The sequence below is a fragment of the Chromobacterium sp. FG89 genome (assembly GCF_057808735.1).
Genome location: NZ_JBMDIQ010000002.1, coordinates 180,952 through 206,650 on the forward strand (window position 1 = coordinate 180,952; position 25,699 = coordinate 206,650).

Consider the following 25,699-nt stretch of genomic DNA (forward strand, 5'->3'; position numbering starts at 1 on the left):
CGGGGCTGCGGACATGTAAAGCATGTTCACGATCTCGCCGGCTCGCGCCGCGGATCGTAACCGGTTCTTATTGGCCGGGCAGCTTCCATTCCCCCTTGCTGCGGAAAGGCACCCGGCCCATGCCGTTGAGGTCCTCCAGCGTGCCGTTCAGCTGGTATTCCAGCTTGCCGCCGTTGCCGGCCTCCATCGCCTTGCCGATCTGTTTCAGCCAGCCGGCCAGCGAGGTGTGCAATTGCAGGGTGACCATGCCTTCGCCCAGCGCCGGCACCGCGATGGCTTGATTGCTGAGCCCGGTGGCCAGCTTTTCTCCGGCCACGTTCAGCTCCAACGTCATGCCCTTGGCGTTCAAGGCCAGATTATTGGGATTGCTGACCCGCAGGCTGACTTCGAAGCTTTGCTCGAACAGGGTGGTCTTGCCGGGCTTGACGTCGGCGATGCTGATCTGCGGTTTCTGATAGTTCAGCGCTGCGCAGCCGCTTAGCAGCAGGGCGAACAGGGCGATGCTCAGATATCGTTTCATATTCGGTTTTCCTAGGGTTGACTGGCTTTATTCCAAACCGCCCAGCACATCGCGCGTCACCGCCAGCCAGGCGCGCGCGGCGTGCGACAAGTATCCGTTCTTTTGCCAGATCAGCGCCAGATGCCAGACCAGCTTGGGTTCGGCCAGCGGAATCACGTCGTAGGCGGCGCGGTCCAGCCGCTCCACGATGGAGCGCGGCAGCAGGGTGACGCCCATGTGGGCGGAGACCAGTTCCACGATGAAGTCCCAGTGCGCGCTGCGTCCCACCACGTGCAGCGGGCGGCCCAGCTCGCGGAAGGCGTCGCTGACCCGGCGCGCCAGCGTGAAATCCTGCGGATACAGCACGAAGGGCTGGCCGGCGATCTGTTCCAGCCTCACCACGCTCTGGCCCCGCCACTCCGAGCCGGCCGGCGCCACCAGGCACAGCGGATCGCGCACCACGGCGAATTGATCGAAAGCCTGATTGTCCACCGGCAGCACCGCCACGCCGATTTCCAGTTCGCCGCTGCGCACGCTGCTCTCGATGGCCAGCGCGCCGTCTTCCACCATTTTCAGTTCGATCTGCGGATAGCGTTGACGGAAGCTGCTGACCACCGGCGCGAAGAAGGCCACGCCCACCATCGGCGGCAGGCCGACCACCAGTTCGCCGCGCTTGAGCGCAGACAAGTCGGACAGCTCGGTTTTCAACTGGTTCATCGCCGACAGCACGTCCAGGCCGCGCTCATAAGTGGCCCGGCCGGCGTCGGTGAGGCGGAAGCTGCGGCCTTCGCGCAGGATCAGCGGGCAGCCCAGCTCCTCCTCCAGCTGGCGCACCATCTTGCTGATGGTGGGCTGGGTCACATAGAGGGCTTCGGCCGCCTTGGTGAAGCTTTGGCGTTTGACAACCTCGATGAAATAGCGCAGCGCGCGGATGTCCATGTGTGCTTGTCCGGATCATGTATTCCAGATTGGAATGCGTGAAATAATTTTAATTCATTTTTTGAATGCATGCCGGCGCTCTATACTCGAAACACTCCCTGTGTTGTGTAGTGGCTCAATCATGGCAAACCCGAACCTTCCCGCATTCAAGCAAGTGGCGCTGACCGTTGGTCAGGTGGCCTTGCTGAGCGTGGTGTGGATAGCGGCCAGCCAGTTGAGCAGCCATTTCCTGCCTGTGGTGCCTGCCGGCGTGCTGGGGATGTTCCTGGTGCTGGCGGTGCTCTGGCTGGGCTGGTTGCCGCTGGATTGGTGTCGCAGCGGCGCCCGCTGGTTGCTGGCCGAAATGTTGTTGTTCTTCATCCCCGCCGTGGTGGCGGTGATCCAGTACCCGGACGTGATCATGGCCGCCGGGCTGCGGATCGTGGCGGTGATCGTGCTGTCCACCTTGCTGGTGATGGCGGCGACCTCCTGGGTGGTGGACAAATGTTACCGCTTGGAAGTGGCCCTGCGCTGGCATGGCCGCCAGAAACAGGTGAAGACGCATGGAGCATGAAATCGCACTGGCCAGTCTGCTGATTACCGTTGTCTTGTACGGACTGGTCAAAAAGTTTTATCTGAAAAAGCGCAATTGGTGGAGCGCCCCGATTCTGGCGGTGCCGCTGTTGGTGATTGCGCTGGTGGTCCTGGCCAAGGTGCCGTACCGGGTGTATTTCGAAGACACCCGCTGGCTGACCTGGATGCTGGGCCCGGCCACGGTGGCCTTCGCGGTGCCAATCTATGAGCACCGGGCGATGATACGCCGTCACTGGCTGTCGCTGAGCTGCGGCGTGCTGGTGGGCATGCCGGTGGCGGTGTTCAGTTCGATCTGGCTGGCGCGCCTGCTGGGCTTGTCCGAGCTCTTGCAGCGCAGCCTGGCGCCGCGTTCGATCAGCACCCCGTTCGCCCTGGCCACGGCCTCCGGCATCGGCGCCTCGCCGGATCTGACCGCGGTGTTCGTGGTGATGACCGGGGTGTGCGGCATGTTGCTGGGCGAAGTGATGCTGGCCTGGATGCCGCTGCGCTCCAGCCTGGCGCGCGGGGCCCTGTTTGGCGCCGCCGCCCACGCGGCCGGCACCGCCAAGGCCAGCGAGCTGGGCGCCGAAGAAGGCGTGGTGGCCAGCCTGACCATGATGCTGGGCGGTTTGGCGACGGTGTTCGCCGCGCCGCTGATAGGTTTGTTGTTGTAGTTTGTGTGTGTACTTGTTGTGACCCGCATTCCCGTGGGGTGGCGTGCGGTGGTTTCTCCTCATCTCCCCAAACGAGCGTTGTTAGGGCCGACCCAGTGGGTCGGCCCCTTTTTTTTGCCTATTCCCCTGCGCATGGACGATAAAAAACCCGGCCGGAGCCGGGTTGGGCATCAAGATCGTTCAGCCCATTTGCTGCGGGGTGATCATGATCTCCACGCGGCGGTTGCGCGCCTTGCCGCTGTCGCTGGCGTTGCTGGCCACCGGCTGGGCCGCGCCGTAACCCATGGTGCGCACCCGTACCGAGTTGACGCCCTGGCCTTGCAGGTATTCGGTCACCGATTGGGCGCGTTTTTCCGACAAGGTCTGATTGTAGGCGGCGGCGCCGCTGCTGTCGGTGTGGCCGGCCACGGTGATCGAGGTGTCCGGGAACTGCACCAGCACGCCGGCGATGTCGCCCAGCGGTTTTTGCGCCCTGGCGTTCAGCTGATAGCCGTTGGTGGGGAAGGTGATGTTGTCGGGCAGGGACAGCTTGAGCTGGTCGCCGATGCGCTCGACGGCGATCTGGCTATTCTTCAGCTTCTCGCGCAATTGTTTTTCCTGGTAATCCATATAGCCGCCGATGCCGGCGCCGATCGCGCCGCAGGCCAGCGCCGAATTGCGGGCGCCTTTGCCGCCATGAGTCAGCGCGCCCACCAGGCCGCAGGCCGCCGCGCCGCCCAGGCCGTAGAGAGCTGTCTTGCTGATCTCGGTCTGGCCGGTTTGCGGGTTGGTGGTGCAGGCGGACAGAGCCAGCGCGATCAGGGTCGCGGCGGCGGTGGCGGGCTTGAACAAACGGGTCATTGCTTCTCCACTGAAGGGTGATGGGGGTGCGGGTCCTGGCCGAAGGGCGTGTGGCAGACGCAGGGTTCGCCTTCGGACGCCTCCACCAGGGTTTGCAGAATGCCGCATTCCGCCACGGTGTGATGGTCGTGGCAGCGGTCGCGCAGCGCCAGCAGCTGTTGTTCCAGCAGGCGCAGGCTTTCCACTTGCTGATGGACCTTGCTCACCTGGCGGTCTATCAATTGATTGATATCGTCGCAGGCCAGCGAGGAGTCGGCCTTGAACGCGGCCAGCTGGCGGATGTCGGCCAGCGACATGCCCAGCGAGCGGCAGTGCAGGATGAAATTCAGTTCGCCCAATTGCTCGGCGTTGTAGCGTCGGTAGCCGGAGGCGCTGCGCAGCGGCGCGGACAGCAGGCCTTCGCGCTCGTAATAACGGATGGTTTCCACTTCGCAGCCGGTCTGGCGCGCCAGTTCTCCAATCAGCATCTCAGTTCTCCCGCAAGACGCCCCGTTGGGCGATGGCGACGATGTGCCGCCGGGTGAGGATATTTTAGCAAAAAAGCTTGACCTTGTAGCGACTATAGGGTTTGCAATGAAGCTATATCAATCCGATCAAGGGAGGCCACCGTGTTCCATCCAGCGCAAAGAAGGCGAAACAAGCTTGCTCCGCATGCCGGCCATGCTTCTTGCCGCGGCGGAGAGGGCAAGCCCGATCCGCGCCCGGCGGACGATTGCTGCGGCCATAAATTGGAGGCGGCGATGCCGGCCCAACGGCCCGCCGCCGCGCATGATCACGATCACAGCCACGACGCTGCGGGCAAGGCCTGCTCGGGTCACGACCACGGCGCGGAAGCGCCGCGCGCGGTGTCCTTGGGCGAGGGCGGCCGGCAGCAGGCGCGCTTGCACATCCAAGCGATGGACTGCCCGACCGAGGCCAAGCTGATTGAAAAAGCCCTGGGCGGTATGACGGGGGTGGCCGCGCTGGAGTTCAACTTCATCGAACGCGTGCTGCTGGTGCGTCACGATCTGCCCAATCTGGACGGAGTCAAACAGGCCATCGCCAAGGTGGGCATGAAGGCGGTGGAGCTGACGGACGCCTCGGCGCCGGTGGAGCAGCCCAAATCCTCGCGCCGCGGCAATTGGCTGCTGGCCTTGTCCGGTTTGGCTGCGGCGGGTTCGGAAGGCGTGGCCTGGCTCAGTGGCGCGGATCAGGGCTGGGGCAGCGCGGCGCTGGCCCTGGCCTCCATCCTGCTGGGCGGCATTCCCACCTTGAAAAAGGGCTGGATCGCCTTGTCCACGCGCACGCTCAACATTCATTTCCTGATGTCGGTGGCGGTGATAGGCGCGATGCTGATCGGTCAGTGGCCGGAGGCGGCGATGGTGCTGTTTCTGTTCGCCATCGCCGAGCGCCTGGAGGCGATGTCGCTGGCGCGCGCCGGCGAGGCGGTGAAGGCCTTGATGTCGCTGGCGCCGGAAACCGCCTGGTTGCAAAGCGGTGGGGAATGGGTGGAGCGTCCGGCCGCCGAAGTGGCGCCGGGCAGCCGAGTGCGGGTGCGTCCGGGCGAGCGTGTGCCGCTGGACGGCCGCATCGACCAGGGCCATAGCGCCTTCAACGAGGCGCCGATCACCGGCGAGAGCCTGCCGGTGGACAAATCGCCGGGCGACGCGGTGTTCGCCGGCAGCATCAACGGCAGCGGCGTGGTGGAAGTGCTGACCACGGCGGCGGCCAACGGCAGCGTGCTGGCGCGCATCATCGACACCGTGCGCAACGCCCAGGCCAGCAAGGCGCCGACGCAGCGCTTCATCGACCGCTTCGCCGAGATCTACACCCCGGTGGTGCTGGTCGCCGCGCTGCTATTCGCCGTGGCCACGCCCTTGCTGGGCTGGCTGAGCTGGGGCGAGGCGGTTTACAACGCGCTGGTGATGCTGGTGATCGCCTGCCCGTGCGCGCTGGTGATCGCCACGCCGGTGACCGTGGTCAGCGCGCTGGCCTCCGCCGCCAAGCACGGTTTGCTGATCAAGGGCGGCGCGCCGCTGGAAACGGCGGCCAGGATAGACGCGGTGTGTTTCGACAAGACCGGCACTTTGACCGAGGGCGAACCGCAGGTGACCGAGGTGGTGGCGCTGGCCGACGCGGATCAGGATCAGCTGCTGCGCTGGGCCGCCGCCCTGGACGCGCATTCCACCCACCCGCTGGCCAAGGCGGTGCTGGCGGCGGCTAGCGCCCGCGGCCTGTCCTGGCCGGAGGCGGAGCAAGTCAGCGAACAGGCCGGGCGCGGCGTCAGCGGCCTGGCGGACGGCAGGAAGCTGGCCTTGGGCAGCAGCCGGCTGGCGCGGGAGCAGGGCGCTTTGAACGAGGCCTTGCAAGCCGAGCTGTCGCGGCTGGAGCTGGCCGGCCAGGGCGCGCTGGTGTTGCTGGAGGGCGAGCGCGCGCTGGGCGTGATCGCGGTGGCCGACCGGATTCGTCCGGAAGCGCCGGCGGCTTTGCGGCAATTGGCCAAGCTGGGCGTGGCGACCGTGATGTTGAGCGGCGACAACCAGCAGGTGGCGCAGGCGGTGGCGGCGCAGACCGGCATCGTCGAGGCGCACGGCGGCTTGCTGCCGGAAGACAAGCTGGAACGCATCGTTCGCTTGCAGGCCTCCGGCAAGACGGTGGCGATGGTGGGCGACGGCGTCAACGACGCGCCGGCGCTGGCCCGCGCCGATCTGGGCATCGCCATGGGCGCGGCAGGCTCCGACAGCGCGCTGGAAACCGCCGGCGTGGCGCTGATGGACGACAAGCTGGCCAAGCTGGCCGATATGCTCAGCCACGCGCGGCGCACCTCGCGGGTGTTGAAGGTGAATATCGCGGTGGCGCTGCTCACCAAGCTGGTGTTCTTCGTGTTGGCGATGCTGGGCATGGCCAGCTTGTGGATGGCGGTGTTCGCCGACGTGGGCACCAGTCTGGTGGTGATCGCCAACGGCCTGAGGCTGGCGCGCGGCGTGCGCAAGGCGGAGTGATAGAAACGACGCCTGGTTCTCCGGGCCTGTTCAACGCCGTATCGCCGAAGCGCAGCGGATTTTGAACAGGTTCTCAGGCGTAGGTATCGATGTTGGACCCCAGCCCCGGGCCTTGCCGCTCGGGGCTGTTGATGTGTTGGCGCGCCTGCAGCGGACTCATTCCCTGTTTGCCGGCCTGTTGCTGCATCAGCTCGATGCGGGCCTGCTGTTCCATCTGCGCGGCCGCCGCGGCCACCGCGCGATCCTGGCCGGAGGGGTCGGCCGGCGCCAGCGCGGCCCTTTGCACGGTTTGGGCGTTGGAGATGGTTTCCTGCGGCGTGCTGCCCCGAGCCAGGCGGATGCCCACCTCGCCGCCTATCGCGTATTGCTTGCCGTCCGGGCCTTGCTGATAAGTGTAGGTGGCGCCGCCGCCGGCCAGCGCGCCGCCGCTGGTCAGATGGGCTTGCTCATGCTGGCGCACTTCGCTGTCTCTCGCCTTGAGCGCTTCCACTTGTTTTTGCTGCGGCTCGTCCAGGGGTTTGCCGTCGGCGCCTAGCGTGGCATTGGGCCGGGCTGGCTCTTTTTGATCGGCGGCGCTAGGATCGGCCGCGTTGTTTCCGGGCGCAGAGGCAGGCGCCGCCGGCGCCGCGGCGCTGGCCAGGTTTTGCTGGCAGGCCGGGCACTGGCAGTTGGCGCCATGGCTGGCTTGCAAGGCGTAGCCGCCATAGCCGCCGTAGCTGGATATCCCGGAAATGCTCATGAATTCATCGTCTTAGCTTGATATTTCCAGTTTAGCCGCTATGCGGGGTTTTTGTCCAAAAGCTGTTGCGGCGGCGACAGGGGCGGAAATTCCGCTAAAAACTGTTTAAAACAAGCTTAAGGGCGCAGAATACGCGGTTTCGAATCTTTGCGGGGCCACGCCGGCCGGCGTCGGGCGAGGTCCGCTTTTGGGAGTATGGCATGGGGCAACAGGTGGATCAGGCGAGCCAGCGCGAACTGGTGATGTCGGTGTTGATGACGCCGGACATGGCCAATTTTTCCGGCAATGTCCACGGCGGGGTGCTGTTGAAGCTGCTGGACCAGGTGGCTTACGCCTGCGCCAGCCGTTACGCCGGCTGTTACGTGGTGACCTTGTCGGTGGATCAGGTGCTGTTCAAGCAGGCCATCCACGTGGGCGAACTGGTGACTTTTCTCGCCTGCGTCAATCATGTGGGCCGCACCTCGATGGAGGTGGGCATCAAGGTGGTGGCCGAGGATATTCAGAAGCGCACGGTGCGCCACACCAATAGCTGCTATTTCACCATGGTGGCGTTCGAAAACGGCAAGGCGGTGCCGGTGCCGCCGCTGATGCTGGAAACGACGGAGCAGCAACACCGTTTCCGCGACGCGGAAATCCGCAAGAAGATGAGGATGGAAACCGAACAGCGCATGCGCCAGGCCTCCAAGCAGGACGGCGCCGATGCCTGAGGCGGCGTTCACTCTATTGCATAGCGATCCCCGCTTTTATCTGGTGGACAAGGCGCCCGGCGTCAGCTTCCACCGCGAGGGCGAGGAGGCCGGCCTGATGGAGGCCTTGCGCGCCGGCTTGAGCGACGCGGCGCTGTGGCCGGTGCACCGGCTGGACCGCATCACCTCCGGCCTGATCCTGGTGGCGCGCTCGGCCGAGACGGCGGCGCGGCTGGGCGAAGCCTTCGCCGGGCGAGAGATAGAGAAATATTATCTGGCCTTGTCGGACCGCAAGCCGGGCAAGAAACAGGGCAAGGTGGCCGGCGATATGGCCAAGGGCCGAGGCGGCGCCTGGCGCTTGCTGAATAGCCAGCAGAACCCGGCGGTGACGCAGTTCTTCAGCTATTCGCTGCAGCCGGGTCTGCGCTTGTTCCTGCTGCGGCCGCGCAGCGGCAAGACCCATCAGCTGAGGGTGGCCTTGAAGTCGCAGTCCGCGCCGATACTGGGGGATCTGCTATACGGCGGAACGCCGGCGGATCGCGGCTATCTGCACGCCTATGCGCTGCGCTTCGAACTGGAGGGCGAAAGTTTCCGCTTTGTCTGCCCGCCGAGCCGAGGCGAGGCCTTCTTGTCCGAGACCTGCCTCGCGGCGTTGCGGGACTTGGGCCAACCCTGGGATTTGGGGTGGCCGGCGGCGTAAGCGGCTAGGCTGGGCCGGGGTCCGGCTTTCAGGCCGCCATCGGCGCGGGAGCGGGCGCGGCCTGGTCGAAGCGAGCCAATTCCACGCCGTATTGTCCGCAGAGTTCGACGAAGGCCTGGCTGGAGAGGAAGCGGAATTCCTTGTCCCGCGTCGCGGCGATCGGGTCTTCCTTGTCTTGAGCCGGGTGGCCGGGGTGGCACATGATCAGCCCGCGGTCCGGCGTGCGGGCCAGCCATTGCTGCATCAGGCCGGCGAAGTCGGCTTGCGGCGTCAGCGAGTACATGCCGCCGAACCAGGGCGTGGTGTTGAAGCCCAGTTCGCGAGCGCCGTCGTCGAAACCGGTGCTGACGCTGCGCAGCACCAGGGCCTTGAGCCGGTTGTCGCCGGGGTGGCCCAGGCGGTCCGGAGAGCGCAAATAGGGCAGCGTCTGGTCCTGCCAGCGCTGGGCAACGGCTTCGAACAAGGCGTCGCGGACCACCGGCAGCGCATGCACATGCTGGTGGCCGTCGATGAAGTCCGGCAGCCGGCCGAAATGCTGGCAGAACAGATCGATTTGCATGACGGCGGCATCACGCAGCGTCGGGCGCGATAGCTGGCGCAATTGACTCTTCATCAGCCAATGCGATAAGGGACGCGCCTGCTCGCCAAAGGGGTGAGTCAAATTGAAATGCAGGCCGATGTCGGCTTTACCGTCGAAGGTTTTTAGCTCGGCAGCGCGGCTGGCCCAGCTGGGCGCCTGGCTCATCACGCTGGTGGCGGACAGGCGGCCGGCGGCCAGCAGTTCCAGAATGCCGGCGCTGATGGCGTCGGACTGGGCGAAGTCGTCGGCGCAGAGTGTCAGTCGTTTTGTCATGGGAGTGTGACCGCGACAAGCGGGTAAAGTTTTATATCCCTTTGTGCTGAAAATTAAGGGCTTCTGTGTAGTTTCTGTGTCGACGGCGGCTCACGGAAGGCCCATAGCTTGCTGAGCGCGAAGGTCAGCGCCGCGACGACGACGAGCACCAGCAACAGGGCGGCGCGATAATTCAGCGGGGTAAAGCGCAGCAAGAGCGCGTACATCGCCTCGTTGACGAGAAAGCTCAGGCAGGCGACGCCGAAGAAGCGCGGCAAGGCCTGGCGGTGGGGGATGTGGGCGGCTTGGAAGGTTTGCAGCCGGTGGCCCCAGTAGCTGACCTGGAAAGCGATCAGAAAGCCCAGCACATTGGCTTGCAGCGGCGCCATGCCCAGCGGCACCAGCAGCCAGGCCACCACGCCGAAATGCACCAGCATGGCGGATACGCCGACCACGCCGAACCAGAACAGCTCCCGGCTCATTCCCCTGCGTCCCCGGCGTCCGGCCGCCCGCGGCCGCTGATGCGGCTGACCAGATAGGTGGGGCGCTGTTTGACCTCGTCGAAAATACGGCCCACGTATTCGCCCAGTATGCCGATGGACAGCAGTTGCACGCCGCCGAGGAAGCTGATCGCCACCGCCAGCGTGGGCCAGCCGCTGACCGGGTTGCCGAACAGCAGGGTGTGGGTCAGCTCCCAGGCGGCGTAGCCGATGGAGCACAGCGAAATCAGGCAGCCGACCACGGTCCAGATGCGCAGCGGCATATTGGAGAAGGCGGTCAGGCCGGTGATGCCCAGATCCAGCAGCCGGCGGTAGTTGAAGCTGCTCTGGCCGGCGCGGCGCTCGCGGGTCTGGGTCGGCATCGGGCGCTGGGTGAAGCCCACCCAGTGGTACAAGCCCTTCATGAAGCGGTTGCGCTCCGGCATCTGGCGCAGCGCTTCCACCACGCAGCGGTCCAGCACGCGGAAGTCCTGGGTGTCGGCCGGCATCTTGTGGCGGCTGCCGCTATTGGCCAGTTGGTAGAAGGCTCGGGTGAACAGGCGCTTGGCCAGCGGCTCGTCCTCGCGGCTGCTGCGCACGCTGTAGACCATGTCGTAGCCTTGGCGCCATTCCTGCAGGAACACCGGCACCATTTCCGGCGGATGCTGGAAATCGCTGTCTATCAGCACGGCCACGTCGCCCTGGACGTGGTCGACGCCGGCGGTGAGCGCGATCTCCTTGCCGAAGTTGCGGGACAGCTGGATCAGCGTTACCGGCAGACCGGCGGCGTGGGTCAGCACCTGTTCCACGGTGTCGTCGCGGCTGCCGTCGTCCACCACCACCAGTTCGTGGCGGTAGCCGGCGTCGGCGAGCAACTGATGCAGGGTTTGCAGCATCGGCACGATGTTGGCGGATTCGTTGTAGGCCGGCACCACGCAGCTGACCAGCGGATCGGCCGGGCGCTCCTTGGCGCGTTGGGCCAATAGATAGGGCGGCACAAAAGCCTCAGTCATGCTGGGCGTCCTCGTGGTGAGCTTGCCGCGCGCCCGGGGCGTTGCCGAGCAGCAGCATGGTGTCGTTCATGACCTGGAAGCGGCCCAGCGGCGCGAAGCGGGCGCGGATGTCGGTCGGCAGCCGCGCCAGCTCGTTTTCGTCGGCCACGATGAAGCTGCCGGGTTTGCCCGCCAGCCAGGCGCGCAGTTGCTGCGGGTCCTGCGTGGTGCGCGCGCGGCCGTGGGAGTAGAACTCGGCGGAGAATTCGCGGCGGCCGGCCCAATAGACCAAGGCGCTGTCCGCGCTCGGGTTTTGCGCGCGCCAAGCGGCGATCACCTGTTTCTGGGTGCGCAGGTAGCGATTGCCGTCGTAGTGGTTGAAGGCCAGCAGCGCCAGCAGCACCACGCCGCCGATCGCGGCGATCCAGGGCAGCGCGCTGCGCTTCGCGTCGTCGGCGCGCGCGCGACGCCACAGTTCGGCGAACAGCAGCGCGCAGCCCGGCAGCATGGGCAGGGAGTAGGGGAAGATGATGTTGCCGGACATCGTGAAGAACAGCAGCGTCATCAGCGTCCACAGCGAGAGATAAAGTAGCCAGCCGTCGTCGTCGCGGCAGAGCCGCGGCAGCTTGGCGCCGTGGCGGACCAGCCAGGCCAGCATGGCGACGGACCAGGGAAAGATGGCGCCCAGCGCGTACAGCCAGATCATGCCGCGCGGCGTGGCGTGGGCGAAGCCGTATTTGTCGCCTTTCCAGCCGGAATCCAGGAAGCGGCTGACGTGTTCGCCCATGATGAAGTAATCGAGGAAGCCCGGGGTGCGTTGTTCCGCCAGAGCGTACCAGGGCGCGGCGACGGCGAACATCAGCAAGACGCCGCCGATCCACGGCAGCTTGCGCCACAGCGCCAGCCATTGATTGCGCAGCAAGACCCAGAAGAAGATGGGCATGCCCACCAGCACCACGGCCAGCGGGCCCTTGGCCAACAGGCCGAGTCCCAGGCCGACAAAGAAGACATAGCCCCAGCGGCGGCTGTCGCGCGCCAGAGCGTGCCAGAAAGCGACCTGGCTCAGGGTCACGCAGAAGAGCAGCGCCGGATCGGTCATCACCGTGCCGGCGGCGCCGAGGAAGAGCAGGCCGCTGGCCAGGATCAGCGCGGCGGCCATGGCGGCGTCTCCGCCGCTGCGGCGGCGCATCAGGTGGGCGCTGAGGCCCAGGGTGGCGACGGCCAGTAGCAGCGAGGGCAGGCGCGCGGCGATTTCATTGACGCCGAACAGGCCCATGCCGGCGGCGGACAGCCAGCTGGACAGCGGCGGTTTGGCCCAGAACGGAATGCCGTAATCGTGCCACAGGGTCACCCAGTTGCCGGTTTCCAGCATCTTGCGGGCGATTTCGCCGTAGCGCGCCTCGGTGGTGTCGGTGAGCGGAATCGCCCACATGCCGGCGAGGCGGAGCAGCAATAGCAGCAGCAGGACGGCGACGGCGCCTTGCTGCCAGGAGAGACTTGATCTTTTCATTCGGGGTGGAGGGCCGTCGGCGCGCGCGGGCGCGGCGGCGAATAAGGGCCGGAATCTGGAAGCCCCGTATGATAAAGCCTTTTCTCCGGTCTGTGTTGGCCGGGGACGGCGCAAAAAAAGCCGGCGTCCGCCGGCTGCTTGCGGGGCCGGGCTGGGAGCCCGGCCGTCGACGCTTGGCCTTATTGCAGGCCGTGCATCATTTTCTTCAGTTTGTAGGACAGCGCGAACAGCACCAGCGAGCTGACGCCGGCCATGGCCACGAACAGCATGAAGAAGTCGTGCAGATTGCTGATGGCGTAGCCGAGGAAGTGCGGCACCGGCTTGCTCGGGTCCGGGTACAGTTCAGACAGGGTGCCGGCGAACTTGTTGGCGGCGGCGTTGGACAGGAACCAGATGCCCATCATCAGACCGGTGAAGCGGGCCGGGGACAGTTTCACCACCAGGGACAGGCCAATCGGGGACAGGCACAGTTCGCCGAAGGTGTGCAGCACGTACAGGCTGACCAGCCACAGCATGCTGACCTTGACGCCCGGTTCCAGGCCTTCCACGCCGAAGGCGATCACCAGATAGCCCAGCGCCAGGAAGAACAGGCCCAGCGCCATTTTCACCGGGGAGTTAGGCTCGCGGTTGTTGTGGCCCAGCTTGGTCCAGATGAGGGCGAAGATGGGCGCGAAGATCACCACCGAAATCGGGTTGATGGACTGGAAGTAGGAGGCCGGCACGGTGAAGCCGAGCAGGTTGCGGTTGGTCTGCTCTTCGGCGAAGAAGGTCAGCGAGGCGCCGGCTTGCTCAAAGGCGGACCAGAAGAAGATCACGAAGGCGGACACGATCAGGATCACCGCCAGGCGCTCTTTCTCTATGCGGGTCAGCGGGGCGTGAACCACTTTTTCGCCGCTGTCGTGGTGGCGCTTGGGCGCCATGCCGATGGGCTTGCCTTCCGGGGTCACCAGGTATTTGTTCTTGAACAGCGAGAACACGACCAGGCTCAGCAGCATGCCGAAGCCGGCGGCCATGAAGCCCCATTTGAAGTCGGCCGGGTGGCCGGTGTCGCCCAGGGTGCCGCAGACCAGCGGCGCGATCAGCGAGCCGGCGTTGATGCCCATGTAGAAGATGGTGAAGGCGGAGTCGACGCGCTTGTCGCCCTCAGGGTAGAGCTGGCCCACCATCGAGGAAATGTTCGGCTTGAACAGGCCGTTGCCGGCAATCAGCATGCCCAGGCCGCCGTACAGCAGCCAGGAGGCGCTTTGCACATTGCTGTCGTGCAGCGATCCGGAGAAGAACAGCATGAACTGGCCAATGGCCATCAGCACGCCGCCCACCAGGATGGAACGGCGGTTGCCCCAGTAGCGGTCGGCGATATAACCGCCGATCAGCGGAGTCAGGTAGACCAGGCCGGTATAAGTGCCGTAGATGTCGGCGGCGTGAGCCTTGTCGAACATCAGAGCCTTGATCATGAACAGCACGAAAATGGCGCGCATGCCGTAATAGCTGAAGCGCTCCCACATTTCGGTCACAAAAAGCAGATAGAGCCCTTTGGGATGCGAAGTGGTCGACATAGATTATTTCCTTGTGTGACTTGAGTGACACCACTTGAACGAGCAAGATCGAGTGAGGTGTTGTTGTAGTTTTTACTTGCCTTGGATTTTGTAGGCAATTTTTGATAATAACTAGGAAATGTTTGGATGTGAAAATTTTTTAATATTTGTTGCCATACAATCAGTGTTTATAGAGTAAATGCGTCACTAACTGTCTTTATTTGTCATATTTATTTGTAAGCAAAATGACATGGGTGCTGTGAGGCTTCACATTCGGGCTATTGTCGAAAATCCCGGCGGGAGAAGGGCTTAAGCGTGTTTGCGGCGCTGCCGGCCTTGGAGGGGAGGCTGAGGGCTGGGCTCGCCGGCGCTGAGGCAAAACAGCAACACTTGATCGGGCGCCGGCGGCGGCGGACAAAGAAAAAGCCCTGCGGGAAGCAGGGCCGGGAGGCGGAGCGCTTCGGCGTTTAATTGCCGCCGACGGTGTCCAGCCTCAGCTGCGGGTGTTCGTCGGCGCCGGCGCGCAGCACCTCGGTCTGGCGGCTGCTGTTGTAGCGCAGTTCGCCGTCAACGAAGATCTGGCCTTCCACCACGTAGCGGCCGTCGGGTTTGATCGCCTGCTTGTCGTAGCACAGGGAGAAGTCCGCCGGGATGCTGCGCGGCTTTTCCAGGATTTGCTCGGCCAGCAGCTGCGGCGGCGCGTCCTGACGGCTTTGATCCAGCAGGCGAACCTTGACCAGTACGTCCTTGGCCTGGGACAGCGTCGCGCTCTGCTGCGGCGCGATATTGCCGGTCAGGTAGGCGGGCACGAAGCCGCCGGCGTGGGCGGCGCTCATGGCCAGGCCCAGAGTCAGCGCGCACAGGGCGCGGAACCATCGCGTCATCATCAGTCCGCCGGCTCCAGGTTGGGGTGGCCCAGCGAGACGGTCTGGCCTTCAGCCGGCTTCCACTCGCCCTGCAGCCGCCATTGCTTGGCCTGGTCTTCCAGCAGGATGTACCAGTGGTTGGCCTTGACCGGAACCGTCGGCAGCGTGGCTTGGTAGAGATTGGGGCCGGCTTGGCGCATATCCACTTGTTGGTCGAAGTCGTCCTGAGCCGGATGCACCATGCGCATGGTGATGGTGGCGGGCAGCGCCACCTTGCTGGTGGTGATCAGCCGCAGCGTGCGCTGATCCGAGCCCACCATCAGCTGCGCGCTCAGGCCCATATTGAAGGCTTGCTTGTCGCGGCGCAGCTCCATATTGATGGCCTTGCCCTTTTTGTAATAGTCGTCGGTGACCAGGCCGTCGTCGGTGCGGATCGCGGTGGCGAGGAACATCACGCCGACGATGACGGAAATCAGCGGCAGGCCGAACAGAATCCAGGGCCAGGGCTCGCGGTACCAGGGGCGCGGAGCAGGGTGGGTGTGCTGCATGTATTACTCTCCGATGAAGCTGGACTTCTCTTCCACTTGCAGGGAAGGGTTGTTGATGGACTCGATCAGGAAGCGGATCTCGTGGCTGCCCTTGGTCGCGTACTGCGGATCGGCCTGGACGTGGACGGTGACGTCGGTGTTGCCGGTGGCCGCGACGGCGATGTCCTTGCGGTCGGCCTGCACTTTCAGGCCGGGCAAGCCCGATGCTGTGATCCTGAAATGCTGATTCTGTTCCGTAGTATTGATAATTTTAATGATATAGGTGTTTTCCAGCCAGCCGGCATCGGTTTCGCGCACCAGCGAGGCGCGGTCGCGCAGCACGTCCACCTTGAAGGGCTTGCGCATCAGCATGGAGCCGATGGAGGTGGCGATGACGACGCTGAGCACCAGCGTATACAGTATCACGCGCGGGCGCTTGAGCCGGGAGGCGATGGCCTTTTCCGGGTATTTGCCTTCCAGCGCGTTTTCCGTGGTGTAACGGATCAGGCCGCGCGGATAGGCCATTTTATCCATCACCTCGTCGCAGGCGTCGATGCAGGCCGCGCAGCCTATGCACTCGTATTGCAGGCCGTTGCGGATGTCTATGCCCACCGGGCAGACTTGAACGCAGATGCTGCAGTTGATGCAGGCGCCCAGACCCTGTTCCTTCGGGTCGCTGCCTTTCTTGCGCGCGCCGCGCGGTTCGCCGCGCTTTTCGTCATAGGAAATGATCAGAGTGTCGGCGTCGAACATCACGCTCTGGAAGCGCGCGTACGGGCACATGTATTTGCAGACCTGCTCGCGCATGAAGTTGGCCAGCAGATAGGTGAAGCCGGCGTAGAAGAACATCCAGAACGCTTCCCAGGGCCCGTAGTCGAAGCGCGGCGCGGCGGCCACCAGATCGCGGATCGGCGTGAAGTAGCCCACCAGGGTGAAGCCGGTCCACAGCGAGAACAGGATCATCAAGGCGTGCTTGGTGAATTTGAGGCGGAATTTGCGCAAGCTCATCGGCGACTTGTCCAGCTTGATGCGCTTGTTGCGGTCGCCTTCCACCCATTGCTCTATCCACAGCATGATTTCGGTGTAGACCGTCTGCGGACAGGAATAACCGCACCACAGCCGGCCGGCGATGGTGGTCCAGGTGAACAGGGCGAAGGCGCAGCACATCAGCAGCGCGGCCAAATAGACGAAGTCCTGTGGCCAGATGGTGAGGCCGAACAGGTGGAATTTGCGTTCGATCAGGTCGAAATGCAGCGCCTGGCGTCCGTTCCAGCTCAGCCAGGGCAGGCCGAGGAAGACCAGCTGGGTGCCTATGACGAAGAGCACGCGCAGATTGTTGAACAGGCCTTTGACGGCGCGCGGATAGATCTTGGTATGCGACTCGTACAGAGAAACGGTCTCGGTGGCGTCGGGCTGCTGGCCGGCCTGGCGCGGCGGTTCGACCTTGATCGGAATTTCCTTGAGCGAATCGGACATGGGCGTTTCCTTCTCTGCGGATTTGGCCAAAGCCATGCGCGGCATGGACTTGGCGAAATGCGCGGCTGCGTCGGAGCGGAGATGTTATATGAAATCATATAACATCCTCGCGAAAGAATACTGCCCGCGTGAGCGGGCAGTAGGTCGGTACCGGTTTATTGCGGCGCTTTGGGGTTGTTGGACAAGCCCCAGACGTAAGCGGTCAACAGATGCACCTTGCCTTCACCCAGGAAGTCTTTCCAGGCCGGCATCTGGTTGTTGCGGCCGTTGGTGATGGTTTCGATGATGGTTTTCTCGCTGCCGCCGTACAGCCAGTTGTTGTCGGTCAGATTGGGCGCGCCCAGCTGCGGGTTGCCCTTGCCGTCCGCGCCGTGGCAGGCGATACAGACCGTGGCGAAGGTTTCCTTGCCGCGCACCGCGCGCTCCGCGTCATGCTTGCGCTTGGACAGGGAGAGCACGTAGTTGGCCACGTCCTTGACCTTTTCCTCGCCGAACGCCGCGCCCCAGGCCGGCATCTGTCCGTGACGGCCTTCGGAGATGGTGGTGTGGATGGTCTTGATGTCGCCGCCCCACAGCCACTTGTTGTCGGTCAGGTTGGGGAAGCCCTTGGCGCCGCGGGCGTCGGAACCGTGGCACTGCACGCAGTAGGTCTGGAACAGGCGCTTGCCCATTTCCTGAGCCTTGGGATCCGCGGCCACGGCCTTGACGTCCTGCTTCAGGAACTGGTCATACAGCGGCTGATACTTGGCTTCCGCCTGCGCGCGTTCCTTCTTGTACTGGTCTACCGAGGTCCAGCCGAACACGCCTTTCCAGGTGCCGAGGCCGGGATACAGGATCAGATAGACCACGGCGAAGGCCAGGGTCACGTAGAACATCAGCATCCACCAGCGCGGCAGCGGGTGGTTGTACTCGGAGAGGTCGCCGTCCCACACGTGGCCGGTGATCTCCACCTGTTCGCCCTTTTGCACCTTGATCTTGGATTGCGAAAACACCAGATAGGTCAGCCAGACGAGGCCGCCCAGCACGATCGCGGTGATCCAGATGTTCCAGAATTCGCTCACGAAATCACTCATTTTCTTGCTCCGTTGGAAGCTTGGTCTTGTTCCGCTTCCTGCACCTTGTCGTCGTCGAGGAAGGGCAGGTTGGCCGCGTCCTCATACCGGTTCTTGGAGCGCTTGCTGTAGGCGATGCCCAGCACCACGATGAAGAATGCAAAGCACACTACCGTGAACAGCGAGCGTCCGATGGTTACCCAGTCCATGGCTTAACGAACGTTCTTCAAGGCAAGGCCCAGGCCTTGCAGGTAAGCGACCAGCACGTCCATTTCCGACTTGCCCTCCACCTGGGCCTTGGCCTCGGCGATGTCCTTGTCGGTATAGGGAACGCCCACCAGGCGCAGCGCCTTCATCTTGGTCGGCACAATGTCGGCGTCGGCCAGATTCTTGGCCAGCCACGGGAAGGCCGGCATATTGGACTCGGGAACCACGTCGCGCGGGTTGATCAGGTGCACGCGGTGCCATTCGTCGGAGTAACGGGCGCCCACGCGGGCCAGGTCCGGACCGGTGCGCTTGGAGCCCCACAGGAAGGGGTGGTCGTACACCGATTCGCCGGCCACGGAGTAGTGGCCATAGCGCTCGGTTTCAGCGCGGAACGGACGGATCATCTGCGTGTGGCAGGTATGGCAGCCTTCGCGGATGTAGATGTCGCGGCCGGCCAGCTGCACGGCGGTGTAGGGCTTGACGCCGGCCACCGGCTGAGTGGTCGATTTCTGGAAGGCCAGCGGCAGAATTTCCACCAGACCGGCCACGCTGACGACCAGCAGGGTAAACACGATCAGATAGCCGACGTGTTCTTCGATCAGTTTTTGTATCTTATCCATGATGTTTCCTTGCGCCTCAATGAGCGTGGGCGGTGATGGCCGGGATCTTGGCGTCTACGGCACGGCCCGCGGTTACGGTGCGGAAGGTGTTGTAGGTCATCAGGAACATGCCGAGCAGGTACAGGAAGCCGCCAAGCAGACGCACGAAGTGGTACGGATAGGTGGCCTTGACCGCCTCTACGAAGGCGTAGGTCAGGGTGCCGTCCGGGTTCAGCGCGCGCCACATCAGGCCCTGGGTCACGCCGGAGATCCACAGCGCGGCGATGTACAGCACCACGCCGACGGTGGCGAGCCAGAAATGGGCTTCAACCAGCTTCAGGCTGAACATGGATTCGCGGCCGAACAGGCGCGGAATCAGGTAGTACATGGAACCGATGGTGATGAAGCCCACCCAGCCCAGCGCGCCGGAGTGCACGTGGCCGATGGTCCAGTCGGTGTAGTGGGACAAGGCGTTGACGGTCTTGATCGACATCATCGGGCCTTCGAAGGTGGACATGCCGTAGAAGGACAGCGAAACCACCAGGAATTTCAGCACCGGGTCGGTGCGCAGCTTATGCCAGGCGCCGGACAGCGTCATGATGCCGTTGATCATGCCGCCCCAGCTCGGAGCCAGCAGCACCAGGGAGAACACCATGCCTACGGACTGGGTCCAGTCAGGCAGGCTGGTGTAATGCAGGTGGTGAGGACCGGCCCACATATAGGTGAAGATCAGCGCCCAGAAGTGCACCACGGACAGGCGGTAGGAGTAAACCGGACGGCCAGCCTGTTTCGGGATGAAGTAGTACATCATGCCCAGGAAGGCGGCGGTCAGGAAGAAGCCCACGGCGTTGTGGCCGTACCACCATTGCACCATGGCGTCCACGGCGCCGGAGTAGGCGGAGTAGGATTTCCACAGCGACACCGGCACGAAGGCGGAGTTGACGATGTGCAGCAGGGCCACGGCCAGGATGAAGGCGCCGTAGAACCAGTTGGCCACGTAGATGTGCTTGACCTTGCGGATGGCGATGGTGCCGAAGAAAACGATGGCGTAAACAACCCAGATCACCGCGATCAGCAGTTTGATCGGCCATTCCAGCTCGGCGTATTCCTTGCTGGTGGTCAGGCCCAGCGGCAAGGTGATGGCGGCCAGCACGATCACCAGCTGCCAGCCCCAGAAGGTGAAGGCGGCGAGCTTGTCGGAGATCAGCCGGACGTTACAGGTACGCTGCACCACGTAATAGGAGGTGGCGAACAGGCCGCAACCGCCAAAGGCGAAGATGACCGCATTGGTGTGCAGAGGACGCAGGCGGCCGAAGTGGAACCAGGGGCCGAAGTTCAATTCGGGCCAGACCAGTTGGGCCGCAATGATGACGCCCACCAACATGCCGACAATGCCCCACACGACGGTCATGATGGCAAATTGGCGCACCACCTTATAGTTATAAGTGGATTGCGTTTCCATTTAGGGTTTTCTCCAAGGTTGCTAACTCAGAACGTGACATATCTAATCGGCGGCTTGAAGTCCGGGAAACTGTCCCCATCTGTACCGATGTGACTGTATCCAGACGATGCCGCAGGGAAAACGACTTTTATTAAAATCAAGCGCTTGACCCAGATCGCAGCGGTACTGATGTCTGTATTAGCAGTTCATCCCGTATTGCGACAGCGCAATTTCCCCATTTAGTTAACCCGGCATTCTAAATCAATTACCCATATCGGGCCAGTTTGGACGGCCGGGGGATGTCGCTTTCCCATTTGTCTTTATTTATGTCTCAAGCGAGCGTGACAGTTCTTGCAAATACTGTTGCTACTGACCGAGATTGTATTGTCTGGCGGCCCAGCCTTCTTGACCTGGATCAAGATGTCATAAAACGCAGCGTTTACCCGCAGCAAGTGCTAAAATCAGAAGGTTTTGCAACGATTGCAGGCAGATCATGACCGTTTCCGTCCGCTACACCCTATGTCCGAGCGCCCCGGAGGCGCATCTTTTCGAGGTCGTCCTGACCGTTTCCCGGCCCGCCAAGAATGGCCAGATTTTCTCATTGCCGGCGTGGATTCCCGGCAGTTACATGATCCGGGAGTTCTCCAAACATATTGTGGAAATTCGCGCAGAATCCGCGGGAAAAGCGGTGCGGCTGGTCCAGCTGACAAAAAACAGTTGGCAAGCCGCGCCAGTCAAGGGCTCGTTGGTTCTACGCTATAAAGTTTATGCGTTTGATCTGTCGGTGCGCGGCGCTTATCTGGACGCGCAGCGCGGCTTCTATAACGGCAGCAGCGTTTTCCTGGCGGCGGACGGCTACGAGAACGAGGCTTGCGAGGTGGAGATCCTGCCGCCGGAAGGCAAGGCCTATGCCGATTGGAAGGTGGCGACCAGCTTGCCGGCGCGCGGCGCGGACAAGAAAACCGGCTTCGGCGGCTATCAGGCCGCCTCTTACGACGAGTTGATCGACCATCCGGTGGAACTGGGCGCTTTCGAACGCGTCAGCTTCAAAGCCTGCGGCGTGCCGCACGAATTCGTCGTCTCCGGCCGCTCCCGCGCCGACCTCAAGCGCCTGGCGCGCGACGCCAAGAAAATCTGCGAATACCAGATCAAGCTGTTCGGCGAGCCGGCGCCCTTCGAGCGCTACGTATTCATGCTTTTCGTCGGCAAGGACATCTACGGCGGCCTGGAGCATCGCGCCTCCACCGCGCTGGTGGCCAACCGCGACGACTTGCCGCAGCAGGGCGTCGAGGAGATCGGCGACGGCTATCTGAAGCTGCTGGGCCTGATCAGCCACGAATATTTCCACAGCTGGAACGTCAAGCGGATGAAGCCGGCGGCGTTCACGCCCTACGATCTGAACCAGGAAGGCTATACCCGTCTGCTGTGGGCCTTCGAGGGCATCACTTCCTATTACGACGACTTGAGCCTGGTGCGTTGCGGCCTGATAGACGAGAAGCGCTATCTGGGCCTGTTGGCGGAAACCATCAGCGGCGTCGAGCGCGGCGCCGGTCGCTTGAAGCAGACGCTGGAGCAATCCAGCTTCGAAGCGTGGACCAAGTACTACCGGCAAGACGAAAACAGCCCCAACAGCATCGTCAGCTATTACACCAAGGGCGCGCTGGCCGCGCTGGCGCTGGACCTGACCATACGCCGCGACAGCCAGGGCCGTCAGTCGCTGGACGACGTGATGCGCGCGCTGTGGCGCAAATGGCTGGACGACGGCAAGGGCCTGGCCGAGGACGAGTGGGAAAGCCAGGCGCAGGCCGTCACCGGCCTGGACCTCAAGGCCTTTTTCGATCGCGCGCTGCGCGGCGTTGAGTCCCTGCCGCTGGCCGAACTGTTGGCGGCCCAGGGCGTGGAGCTGCGCTTCGAGCCGGCGGCCAACGCCGGCGACCGCGGCGGTCTGGCGCTGAGCGGCAAGCCTGCGCCGGCCAGCCTGGGGGTCAAGGCCGTGGCCGAGACCCAGGGCGTGCGCGTGCTCAATGTCTACGACGGCGGCGCGGCGCAAGGCGCCGGCCTGTCCGGCGGCGACGTGATCGTGGCCATAGACAAGCTCAAGGCGGTGGACCTGGACAAGGCGCTGGCGCGCTACCAGCCCGGCGATAAGCTGAAACTGCACTGGTTCCGCCGCGACGAACTGATCAGCGCGCAAGTGGAGCTGCAAGCCGCTCCTGCCGACGCCTGCCGCCTGCTGTTGCAGGACGGCGGCGCGCAGTGGCTGCGCCGCTAATATTCATCGGGTCGGCGCCGCTGCCCGGCGTCGTCCCCCTCCAGCCAAGACCGGCGCAGCCGGCATCGAAGGAGACGTAGACATGGCTCAACAGCCGCAAGTCAAGTACCGCAACGACTACGCAGCCCCCGCTTTTCTGATCGACCGCGTCGATCTGAGCTTCGACATCGAAGACGACGCCACCCGCGTGCACGCGCGTCTGGTGGTGACCCGCAACGACAAGGCCGCGCGCCAGGACGATCTGGTGCTGGACGGCAGCGCCGCATTGGTGGCGGTGACGCTGGACGGCGAACGCCTGGGCGAAGGCGGCTACGTGCTGGCCAACGATCAACTGACCGTGCGCGGCGTGCCGGACAGCTTCATCCTGGAAGTGGAAACCGAGATCGATCCGGCGGCCAACACCAGTCTGATGGGCTTGTACGCGTCCAACGGCAATCTGTTCACCCAATGCGAGCCGGAAGGCTTCCGCAAAATCACCTATTACCTGGACCGTCCCGACGTGATGGCCAAGTTCACCACCACCATCATGGCGGACAAGCACAAATTCCCGGTGCTGCTCTCCAACGGCAACAAGGTGGGCGAGGGCATGGTGGACAAGAAGCGCCACTGGGTGAAGTGGGTGGACCCGTACAAGAAGCCGTCTTATCTGTTCGCCTTGGTGGCCGGCAAGCTGACGGCGTTGAAGGACAAGTTCGTCACCATGCGCGGCCGCGAAGTGGCGCTGGAGATCTGGACCGAACCGGCCGATCAGGACAAGACCCAGCACGCGATGGAGTCCCTGAAGCACTCGATGAAGTGGGACGAGCAGCGCTTCGGCCTGGAATACGATCTGGACATCTATATGATCGTCGCCGTCGGCGACTTCAATATGGGCGCGATGGAGAACAAGGGCCTCAACGTCTTCAACACCAAGTACGTGCTGGCGCGCAAGGACACCGCCACCGACGCCGACTTCCAGGGCGTGGAGCGGGTGATCGGCCATGAATACTTCCACAACTGGACCGGCAACCGCGTCACCTGCCGCGACTGGTTCCAGCTGTCGCTGAAGGAAGGCCTGACCGTGTTCCGCGACCAGGAGTTCGGCGCCGACATGAGCAGCCGCGCGGTCAAGCGCATCGAGGACGTCAAGGGCCTGCGCGCTCATCAGTTCCCGGAGGACGCGGGCCCCACCTCCCATCCCATCCGCCCGGACAGCTATATCGAGATGAATAATTTCTACACCATGACGGTGTATGAAAAAGGCGCGGAAGTAGTGCGCATGTATCACACCTTGCTGGGCGAAGCCGGCTTCCGCAAGGGCATGGACCTGTATTTCAAACGCCATGACGGCCAGGCGGTGACCTGCGACGACTTCCGCGCGGCGATGGCCGACGCCAACGACGTGGACCTGGGCCAGTTCGGCCTGTGGTACAGCCAGGCCGGCACCCCGGTGCTCAGCGTCAGCGGCCGTTACGACAGCGTGGCGCGCAGTTACACCCTGAACGTGCGCCAATCCTGCCCGGCCACCCCGGGCCAGGAGCAGAAGCAGCCCTTCCACATCCCGCTGGCCCTGGGTCTGGTGGGCGCGGACGGCGCCGACCTGCCGCTGCGGCTGGAAGGCGAGGCCGAGGCGCAGGGCGGCACCCGGGTGCTGGACGTCAAGGCGGCGGAGCAGAGCTTCACCTTCGTCGACGTGCCGGCCGAGCCGGTGCCTTCGCTGCTGCGCGGCTTCTCCGCGCCGGTGAAGCTGGATTTCGATTGGCGCGACGACCAACTGGCTTTCCTGATGGCCAACGACAGCGACAGCTTCAGCCGCTGGGAGGCCGGCCAGACCTTGGCCGAGCGCCTGTTCAAGCAGCTGTTGACGACGCTGGCCGCCGGCGGCGAGCTGAAGTTGCCGGAAACCTTCGTCGCCGCCTTCCGCGCGGTGCTCAAGGACCATGTCGCCGATCCGGCGTTCAAGGCCTTGATGCTGGCTTTGCCTTCCGAGGCGGAAATCCTGGAGATGGTGGAGGCGGCCGATCCGGCGAGCATCCATCAGGTGCGCGATTTCGTGCTGGACGAGCTGGCGCAGGCGCTGCGCGGCGAGTGGCGCGAGGCGTACGAGCTGAGCCAGACCCGCGATTACAAGCCGCAGGACGCCGGCAAGCGCGATCTGAAGAACCGCGCGCTGGCCATGCTGAACCGCCTGGACGACGCCTGGCCGGCGGAGGCCGCCTCCAAGCAGTGCCAGGAGGCGGACAATATGACCGACCAGATGGGCGCGATGCTGGCCTTGCGCGATCGCGACGGCGCCGAGCGCGACGATTGCTTCACCGCCTTCGCCGCCCGCTGGCAGGGCGACGCGCTGGTGATGGACAAGTTCTTCATGCTGGTGGCCAGCAGCCAGCTGCCGGGCACGCTGGAGCATGTGCAGGCGGCGATGCAGCATCCGGCCTTCACCTTGAAGAACCCCAATAAGGCGCGCGCGCTGATCGGCACCTTCGGCGCCAATATGGCCTTGTTCCACGCCGCCGACGGCAGCGGCTATCGCTTCCTCGCCGATCAGGTGCTGGCGCTGGACGCGATCAATCCGCAGGTGGCCAGCCGCATCGTCAACGCCTTCCGCCGGCTGAAGAAGCTGGAGCCGGCGCGTCAGGCGCTGATGCGCGAGCAATTGCAGCGCCTGGCCGGGCAAACGCTGTCCAAGGACGTGTACGAGATCGTGTCCAAGATTTTGGAAGCCTGAGCCGTCTCGCGCCGCTCAAAACAAAGCCCCGGTTTCAAACCGGGGCTTTTTTCATGGCGGCTTGGGTTGCCCGGCGCGGCTTATTCTACGCGCAGCCGTTGCCCGCCCTGTCCGCCTTGTTTCTTCGGCAGCGTCAGGCTGAGCACGCCATTTTCATACTTGGCGCTGGCCGCGTTGCGTTCGATCTCGGCCGGCAGCTGGAAGCTGCGCGACACCGCGCCGTAAAACCGCTCGGTGCGCAGCAGGCGTTCGTCCTTGCGCTCGCTGTCCGTCTGGCGCACTTCCGCCTTGATGGTGACCAGCGGGCCGTCCACTTCCACATGGATATCCTCCTTGCCGACGCCGGGGATTTCCGCGTGAACAGTGAACTGGGTTTCGGATTCCCTCACGTCGATCTTGATCTGGCTGGGCAGGGGATCGCCGTGCAGCGGCTTGATGAAAAAGCCGGGGCTGAAGTCGCGGAACAGTTCGTCAAACAGGCTAACATTGCCGCGGGAAGGCAGGATGTTCATCTTACTCTCCTTTTAGATCAATGGATTAGATGTAAAACGGGCCCTGTTGTCGATATAGGGACGCCGCGCGGATTCTCAAGCC

At 63.8% G+C, this 25,699-nt stretch carries 25 protein-coding genes; 7 read left to right on the forward strand and 18 right to left on the reverse strand.

Translation table 11 applies throughout. The features are described from left to right. Positions 1 to 67: 67 nt before the first annotated feature. Positions 68 to 520: an LEA/WHy family protein gene (locus ACODRW_RS02765; protein WP_107798175.1), complete on the reverse strand. Its 453-nt coding sequence runs from the start codon at positions 518 to 520 to the stop codon at positions 68 to 70. Positions 521 to 547: 27 nt separating this feature from the next. After that, complete coding sequence (locus ACODRW_RS02770) at positions 548 to 1,438, reverse strand: LysR family transcriptional regulator (protein WP_107798176.1); 891 nt, start codon at positions 1,436 to 1,438, stop codon at positions 548 to 550. A 121-nt stretch (positions 1,439 to 1,559) separates the two neighbouring features. Here ACODRW_RS02770 and ACODRW_RS02775 point away from each other — a divergent pair, with 121 nt between their 5' ends. Both ACODRW_RS02775 and ACODRW_RS02780 read left to right on the forward strand, forming a co-directional pair. After that, the gene (locus ACODRW_RS02775) at positions 1,560 to 1,991 is read left to right on the forward strand and encodes a CidA/LrgA family protein (RefSeq protein WP_488905130.1); all 432 of its coding nucleotides are present in this window, start codon (positions 1,560 to 1,562) and stop codon (positions 1,989 to 1,991) included. Next, the gene (locus ACODRW_RS02780) at positions 1,981 to 2,664 is read left to right on the forward strand and encodes an LrgB family protein (RefSeq protein WP_048415644.1); all 684 of its coding nucleotides are present in this window, start codon (positions 1,981 to 1,983) and stop codon (positions 2,662 to 2,664) included. The genes ACODRW_RS02775 and ACODRW_RS02780 overlap by 11 nt, the downstream gene beginning before the upstream one ends. A 180-nt stretch (positions 2,665 to 2,844) precedes the next feature. Here the strand turns inward: ACODRW_RS02780 and ACODRW_RS02785 are convergent, their stop codons facing one another. Together ACODRW_RS02785 and ACODRW_RS02790 are read right to left on the reverse strand one after the other, a co-directional pair. Further along, positions 2,845 to 3,504 carry a YiaD family glycine zipper/OmpA-like lipoprotein gene (locus ACODRW_RS02785; protein WP_107798178.1) on the reverse strand — a complete coding sequence of 220 codons (660 nt, stop codon included), beginning with the start codon at positions 3,502 to 3,504 and terminating at the stop codon, positions 2,845 to 2,847. After that, positions 3,501 to 3,971, reverse strand: coding sequence for a Cd(II)/Pb(II)-responsive transcriptional regulator (locus ACODRW_RS02790; protein WP_107798179.1), 471 nt, complete (start codon positions 3,969 to 3,971; stop codon positions 3,501 to 3,503). Before ACODRW_RS02790 ends, ACODRW_RS02785 begins: the two co-directional genes overlap by 4 nt. A gap of 273 nt (positions 3,972 to 4,244) precedes the next feature. Here ACODRW_RS02790 and ACODRW_RS02795 point away from each other — a divergent pair, with 273 nt between their 5' ends. Further along, on the forward strand, positions 4,245 to 6,485 hold the full coding sequence (locus ACODRW_RS02795; protein ID WP_227106987.1) for a heavy metal translocating P-type ATPase: 2,241 nt from the start codon (positions 4,245 to 4,247) through the stop codon (positions 6,483 to 6,485). A 73-nt stretch (positions 6,486 to 6,558) separates the two neighbouring features. On the opposite strand, the gene ACODRW_RS02800 is transcribed toward ACODRW_RS02795, so the two are convergent. Then, the gene (locus tag ACODRW_RS02800; protein ID WP_488905131.1) at positions 6,559 to 7,224 is read right to left on the reverse strand and encodes a putative metalloprotease CJM1_0395 family protein; all 666 of its coding nucleotides are present in this window, start codon (positions 7,222 to 7,224) and stop codon (positions 6,559 to 6,561) included. A 200-nt stretch (positions 7,225 to 7,424) separates the two neighbouring features. Here ACODRW_RS02800 and ACODRW_RS02805 point away from each other — a divergent pair, with 200 nt between their 5' ends. Beyond that, positions 7,425 to 7,931 (forward strand): acyl-CoA thioesterase, encoded by a 507-nt coding sequence (locus tag ACODRW_RS02805; protein ID WP_488905132.1) that lies wholly within the window; start codon positions 7,425 to 7,427, stop codon positions 7,929 to 7,931. Next, positions 7,924 to 8,610: a TIGR01621 family pseudouridine synthase gene (locus tag ACODRW_RS02810; RefSeq protein ID WP_488905133.1), complete on the forward strand. Its 687-nt coding sequence runs from the start codon at positions 7,924 to 7,926 to the stop codon at positions 8,608 to 8,610. The genes ACODRW_RS02805 and ACODRW_RS02810 overlap by 8 nt, the downstream gene beginning before the upstream one ends. Positions 8,611 to 8,638: 28 nt before the next feature. Here ACODRW_RS02810 and ACODRW_RS02815 read toward each other — a convergent pair whose 3' ends face one another. From ACODRW_RS02815 to ccoN, 12 genes are all read right to left on the reverse strand, one after another. Further along, positions 8,639 to 9,463 (reverse strand): ChbG/HpnK family deacetylase, encoded by an 825-nt coding sequence (locus ACODRW_RS02815; protein WP_488905134.1) that lies wholly within the window; start codon positions 9,461 to 9,463, stop codon positions 8,639 to 8,641. A gap of 53 nt (positions 9,464 to 9,516) precedes the next feature. Beyond that, on the reverse strand, positions 9,517 to 9,924 hold the full coding sequence (locus ACODRW_RS02820) for a GtrA family protein (protein ID WP_107798184.1): 408 nt from the start codon (positions 9,922 to 9,924) through the stop codon (positions 9,517 to 9,519). Next, positions 9,921 to 10,934, reverse strand: a complete 1,014-nt coding sequence (locus tag ACODRW_RS02825) for a glycosyltransferase family 2 protein (protein WP_107798185.1) — start codon at positions 10,932 to 10,934, stop codon at positions 9,921 to 9,923. Before ACODRW_RS02825 ends, ACODRW_RS02820 begins: the two co-directional genes overlap by 4 nt. Then, positions 10,927 to 12,423, reverse strand: a complete 1,497-nt coding sequence (locus ACODRW_RS02830; protein WP_488905135.1) for an ArnT family glycosyltransferase — start codon at positions 12,421 to 12,423, stop codon at positions 10,927 to 10,929. Before ACODRW_RS02830 ends, ACODRW_RS02825 begins: the two co-directional genes overlap by 8 nt. 179 nt (positions 12,424 to 12,602) lie before the next feature. Further along, the gene (locus tag ACODRW_RS02835; RefSeq protein ID WP_107798187.1) at positions 12,603 to 13,979 is read right to left on the reverse strand and encodes a peptide MFS transporter; all 1,377 of its coding nucleotides are present in this window, start codon (positions 13,977 to 13,979) and stop codon (positions 12,603 to 12,605) included. 446 nt (positions 13,980 to 14,425) lie between these two features. Continuing rightward, the gene (locus ACODRW_RS02840) at positions 14,426 to 14,845 is read right to left on the reverse strand and encodes a YbaY family lipoprotein (protein ID WP_227106993.1); all 420 of its coding nucleotides are present in this window, start codon (positions 14,843 to 14,845) and stop codon (positions 14,426 to 14,428) included. Beyond that, complete coding sequence (locus tag ACODRW_RS02845) at positions 14,845 to 15,372, reverse strand: FixH family protein (protein ID WP_107798188.1); 528 nt, start codon at positions 15,370 to 15,372, stop codon at positions 14,845 to 14,847. The genes ACODRW_RS02840 and ACODRW_RS02845 overlap by 1 nt, the downstream gene beginning before the upstream one ends. 3 nt (positions 15,373 to 15,375) lie before the next feature. Next, the gene (gene ccoG, locus ACODRW_RS02850) at positions 15,376 to 16,827 is read right to left on the reverse strand and encodes a cytochrome c oxidase accessory protein CcoG (protein WP_107798189.1); all 1,452 of its coding nucleotides are present in this window, start codon (positions 16,825 to 16,827) and stop codon (positions 15,376 to 15,378) included. A 155-nt stretch (positions 16,828 to 16,982) separates the two neighbouring features. Then, the gene (gene ccoP / locus ACODRW_RS02855; RefSeq protein ID WP_019102683.1) at positions 16,983 to 17,900 is read right to left on the reverse strand and encodes a cytochrome-c oxidase, cbb3-type subunit III; all 918 of its coding nucleotides are present in this window, start codon (positions 17,898 to 17,900) and stop codon (positions 16,983 to 16,985) included. Beyond that, complete coding sequence (locus ACODRW_RS02860) at positions 17,897 to 18,088, reverse strand: cbb3-type cytochrome oxidase subunit 3 (RefSeq protein ID WP_048410958.1); 192 nt, start codon at positions 18,086 to 18,088, stop codon at positions 17,897 to 17,899. The genes ccoP and ACODRW_RS02860 overlap by 4 nt, the downstream gene beginning before the upstream one ends. Positions 18,089 to 18,091: 3 nt before the next feature. Then, positions 18,092 to 18,706, reverse strand: a complete 615-nt coding sequence (ccoO, locus tag ACODRW_RS02865) for a cytochrome-c oxidase, cbb3-type subunit II (protein ID WP_019102681.1) — start codon at positions 18,704 to 18,706, stop codon at positions 18,092 to 18,094. Positions 18,707 to 18,722: 16 nt separating this feature from the next. Beyond that, positions 18,723 to 20,147 carry a cytochrome-c oxidase, cbb3-type subunit I gene (ccoN, locus tag ACODRW_RS02870; protein ID WP_488905136.1) on the reverse strand — a complete coding sequence of 475 codons (1,425 nt, stop codon included), beginning with the start codon at positions 20,145 to 20,147 and terminating at the stop codon, positions 18,723 to 18,725. A 472-nt stretch (positions 20,148 to 20,619) separates the two neighbouring features. Here ccoN and ACODRW_RS02875 point away from each other — a divergent pair, with 472 nt between their 5' ends. Both ACODRW_RS02875 and pepN read left to right on the forward strand, forming a co-directional pair. Next, positions 20,620 to 22,398: a M61 family metallopeptidase gene (locus tag ACODRW_RS02875; RefSeq protein ID WP_488876947.1), complete on the forward strand. Its 1,779-nt coding sequence runs from the start codon at positions 20,620 to 20,622 to the stop codon at positions 22,396 to 22,398. Between the two features lie 82 nt (positions 22,399 to 22,480). Beyond that, the gene (pepN, locus tag ACODRW_RS02880; protein WP_488876946.1) at positions 22,481 to 25,105 is read left to right on the forward strand and encodes an aminopeptidase N; all 2,625 of its coding nucleotides are present in this window, start codon (positions 22,481 to 22,483) and stop codon (positions 25,103 to 25,105) included. Between the two features lie 80 nt (positions 25,106 to 25,185). Here the strand turns inward: pepN and ACODRW_RS02885 are convergent, their stop codons facing one another. After that, positions 25,186 to 25,617, reverse strand: a complete 432-nt coding sequence (locus tag ACODRW_RS02885; RefSeq protein WP_107798193.1) for an Hsp20/alpha crystallin family protein — start codon at positions 25,615 to 25,617, stop codon at positions 25,186 to 25,188. Positions 25,618 to 25,699: the final 82 nt, after the last annotated feature.

Coding starts and splice junctions, on each gene's coding strand:
- ACODRW_RS02765 (WP_107798175.1), bottom strand. CDS start 520: ATGAAACGATATCTGAGCATCGCCCTGTTCGCCCTGCTGCTAAGCGGC.
- ACODRW_RS02770 (WP_107798176.1), bottom strand. CDS start 1,438: ATGGACATCCGCGCGCTGCGCTATTTCATCGAGGTTGTCAAACGCCAA.
- ACODRW_RS02775 (WP_488905130.1), top strand. CDS start 1,560: ATGGCAAACCCGAACCTTCCCGCATTCAAGCAAGTGGCGCTGACCGTT.
- ACODRW_RS02780 (WP_048415644.1), top strand. CDS start 1,981: ATGGAGCATGAAATCGCACTGGCCAGTCTGCTGATTACCGTTGTCTTG.
- ACODRW_RS02785 (WP_107798178.1), bottom strand. CDS start 3,504: ATGACCCGTTTGTTCAAGCCCGCCACCGCCGCCGCGACCCTGATCGCG.
- ACODRW_RS02790 (WP_107798179.1), bottom strand. CDS start 3,971: ATGCTGATTGGAGAACTGGCGCGCCAGACCGGCTGCGAAGTGGAAACC.
- ACODRW_RS02795 (WP_227106987.1), top strand. CDS start 4,245: ATGCCGGCCCAACGGCCCGCCGCCGCGCATGATCACGATCACAGCCAC.
- ACODRW_RS02800 (WP_488905131.1), bottom strand. CDS start 7,224: ATGAGCATTTCCGGGATATCCAGCTACGGCGGCTATGGCGGCTACGCC.
- ACODRW_RS02805 (WP_488905132.1), top strand. CDS start 7,425: ATGGGGCAACAGGTGGATCAGGCGAGCCAGCGCGAACTGGTGATGTCG.
- ACODRW_RS02810 (WP_488905133.1), top strand. CDS start 7,924: ATGCCTGAGGCGGCGTTCACTCTATTGCATAGCGATCCCCGCTTTTAT.
- ACODRW_RS02815 (WP_488905134.1), bottom strand. CDS start 9,463: ATGACAAAACGACTGACACTCTGCGCCGACGACTTCGCCCAGTCCGAC.
- ACODRW_RS02820 (WP_107798184.1), bottom strand. CDS start 9,924: ATGAGCCGGGAGCTGTTCTGGTTCGGCGTGGTCGGCGTATCCGCCATG.
- ACODRW_RS02825 (WP_107798185.1), bottom strand. CDS start 10,934: ATGACTGAGGCTTTTGTGCCGCCCTATCTATTGGCCCAACGCGCCAAG.
- ACODRW_RS02830 (WP_488905135.1), bottom strand. CDS start 12,423: ATGAAAAGATCAAGTCTCTCCTGGCAGCAAGGCGCCGTCGCCGTCCTG.
- ACODRW_RS02835 (WP_107798187.1), bottom strand. CDS start 13,979: ATGTCGACCACTTCGCATCCCAAAGGGCTCTATCTGCTTTTTGTGACC.
- ACODRW_RS02840 (WP_227106993.1), bottom strand. CDS start 14,845: ATGATGACGCGATGGTTCCGCGCCCTGTGCGCGCTGACTCTGGGCCTG.
- ACODRW_RS02845 (WP_107798188.1), bottom strand. CDS start 15,372: ATGCAGCACACCCACCCTGCTCCGCGCCCCTGGTACCGCGAGCCCTGG.
- ccoG (WP_107798189.1), bottom strand. CDS start 16,827: ATGTCCGATTCGCTCAAGGAAATTCCGATCAAGGTCGAACCGCCGCGC.
- ccoP (WP_019102683.1), bottom strand. CDS start 17,900: ATGAGTGATTTCGTGAGCGAATTCTGGAACATCTGGATCACCGCGATC.
- ACODRW_RS02860 (WP_048410958.1), bottom strand. CDS start 18,088: ATGGACTGGGTAACCATCGGACGCTCGCTGTTCACGGTAGTGTGCTTT.
- ccoO (WP_019102681.1), bottom strand. CDS start 18,706: ATGGATAAGATACAAAAACTGATCGAAGAACACGTCGGCTATCTGATC.
- ccoN (WP_488905136.1), bottom strand. CDS start 20,147: ATGGAAACGCAATCCACTTATAACTATAAGGTGGTGCGCCAATTTGCC.
- ACODRW_RS02875 (WP_488876947.1), top strand. CDS start 20,620: ATGACCGTTTCCGTCCGCTACACCCTATGTCCGAGCGCCCCGGAGGCG.
- pepN (WP_488876946.1), top strand. CDS start 22,481: ATGGCTCAACAGCCGCAAGTCAAGTACCGCAACGACTACGCAGCCCCC.
- ACODRW_RS02885 (WP_107798193.1), bottom strand. CDS start 25,617: ATGAACATCCTGCCTTCCCGCGGCAATGTTAGCCTGTTTGACGAACTG.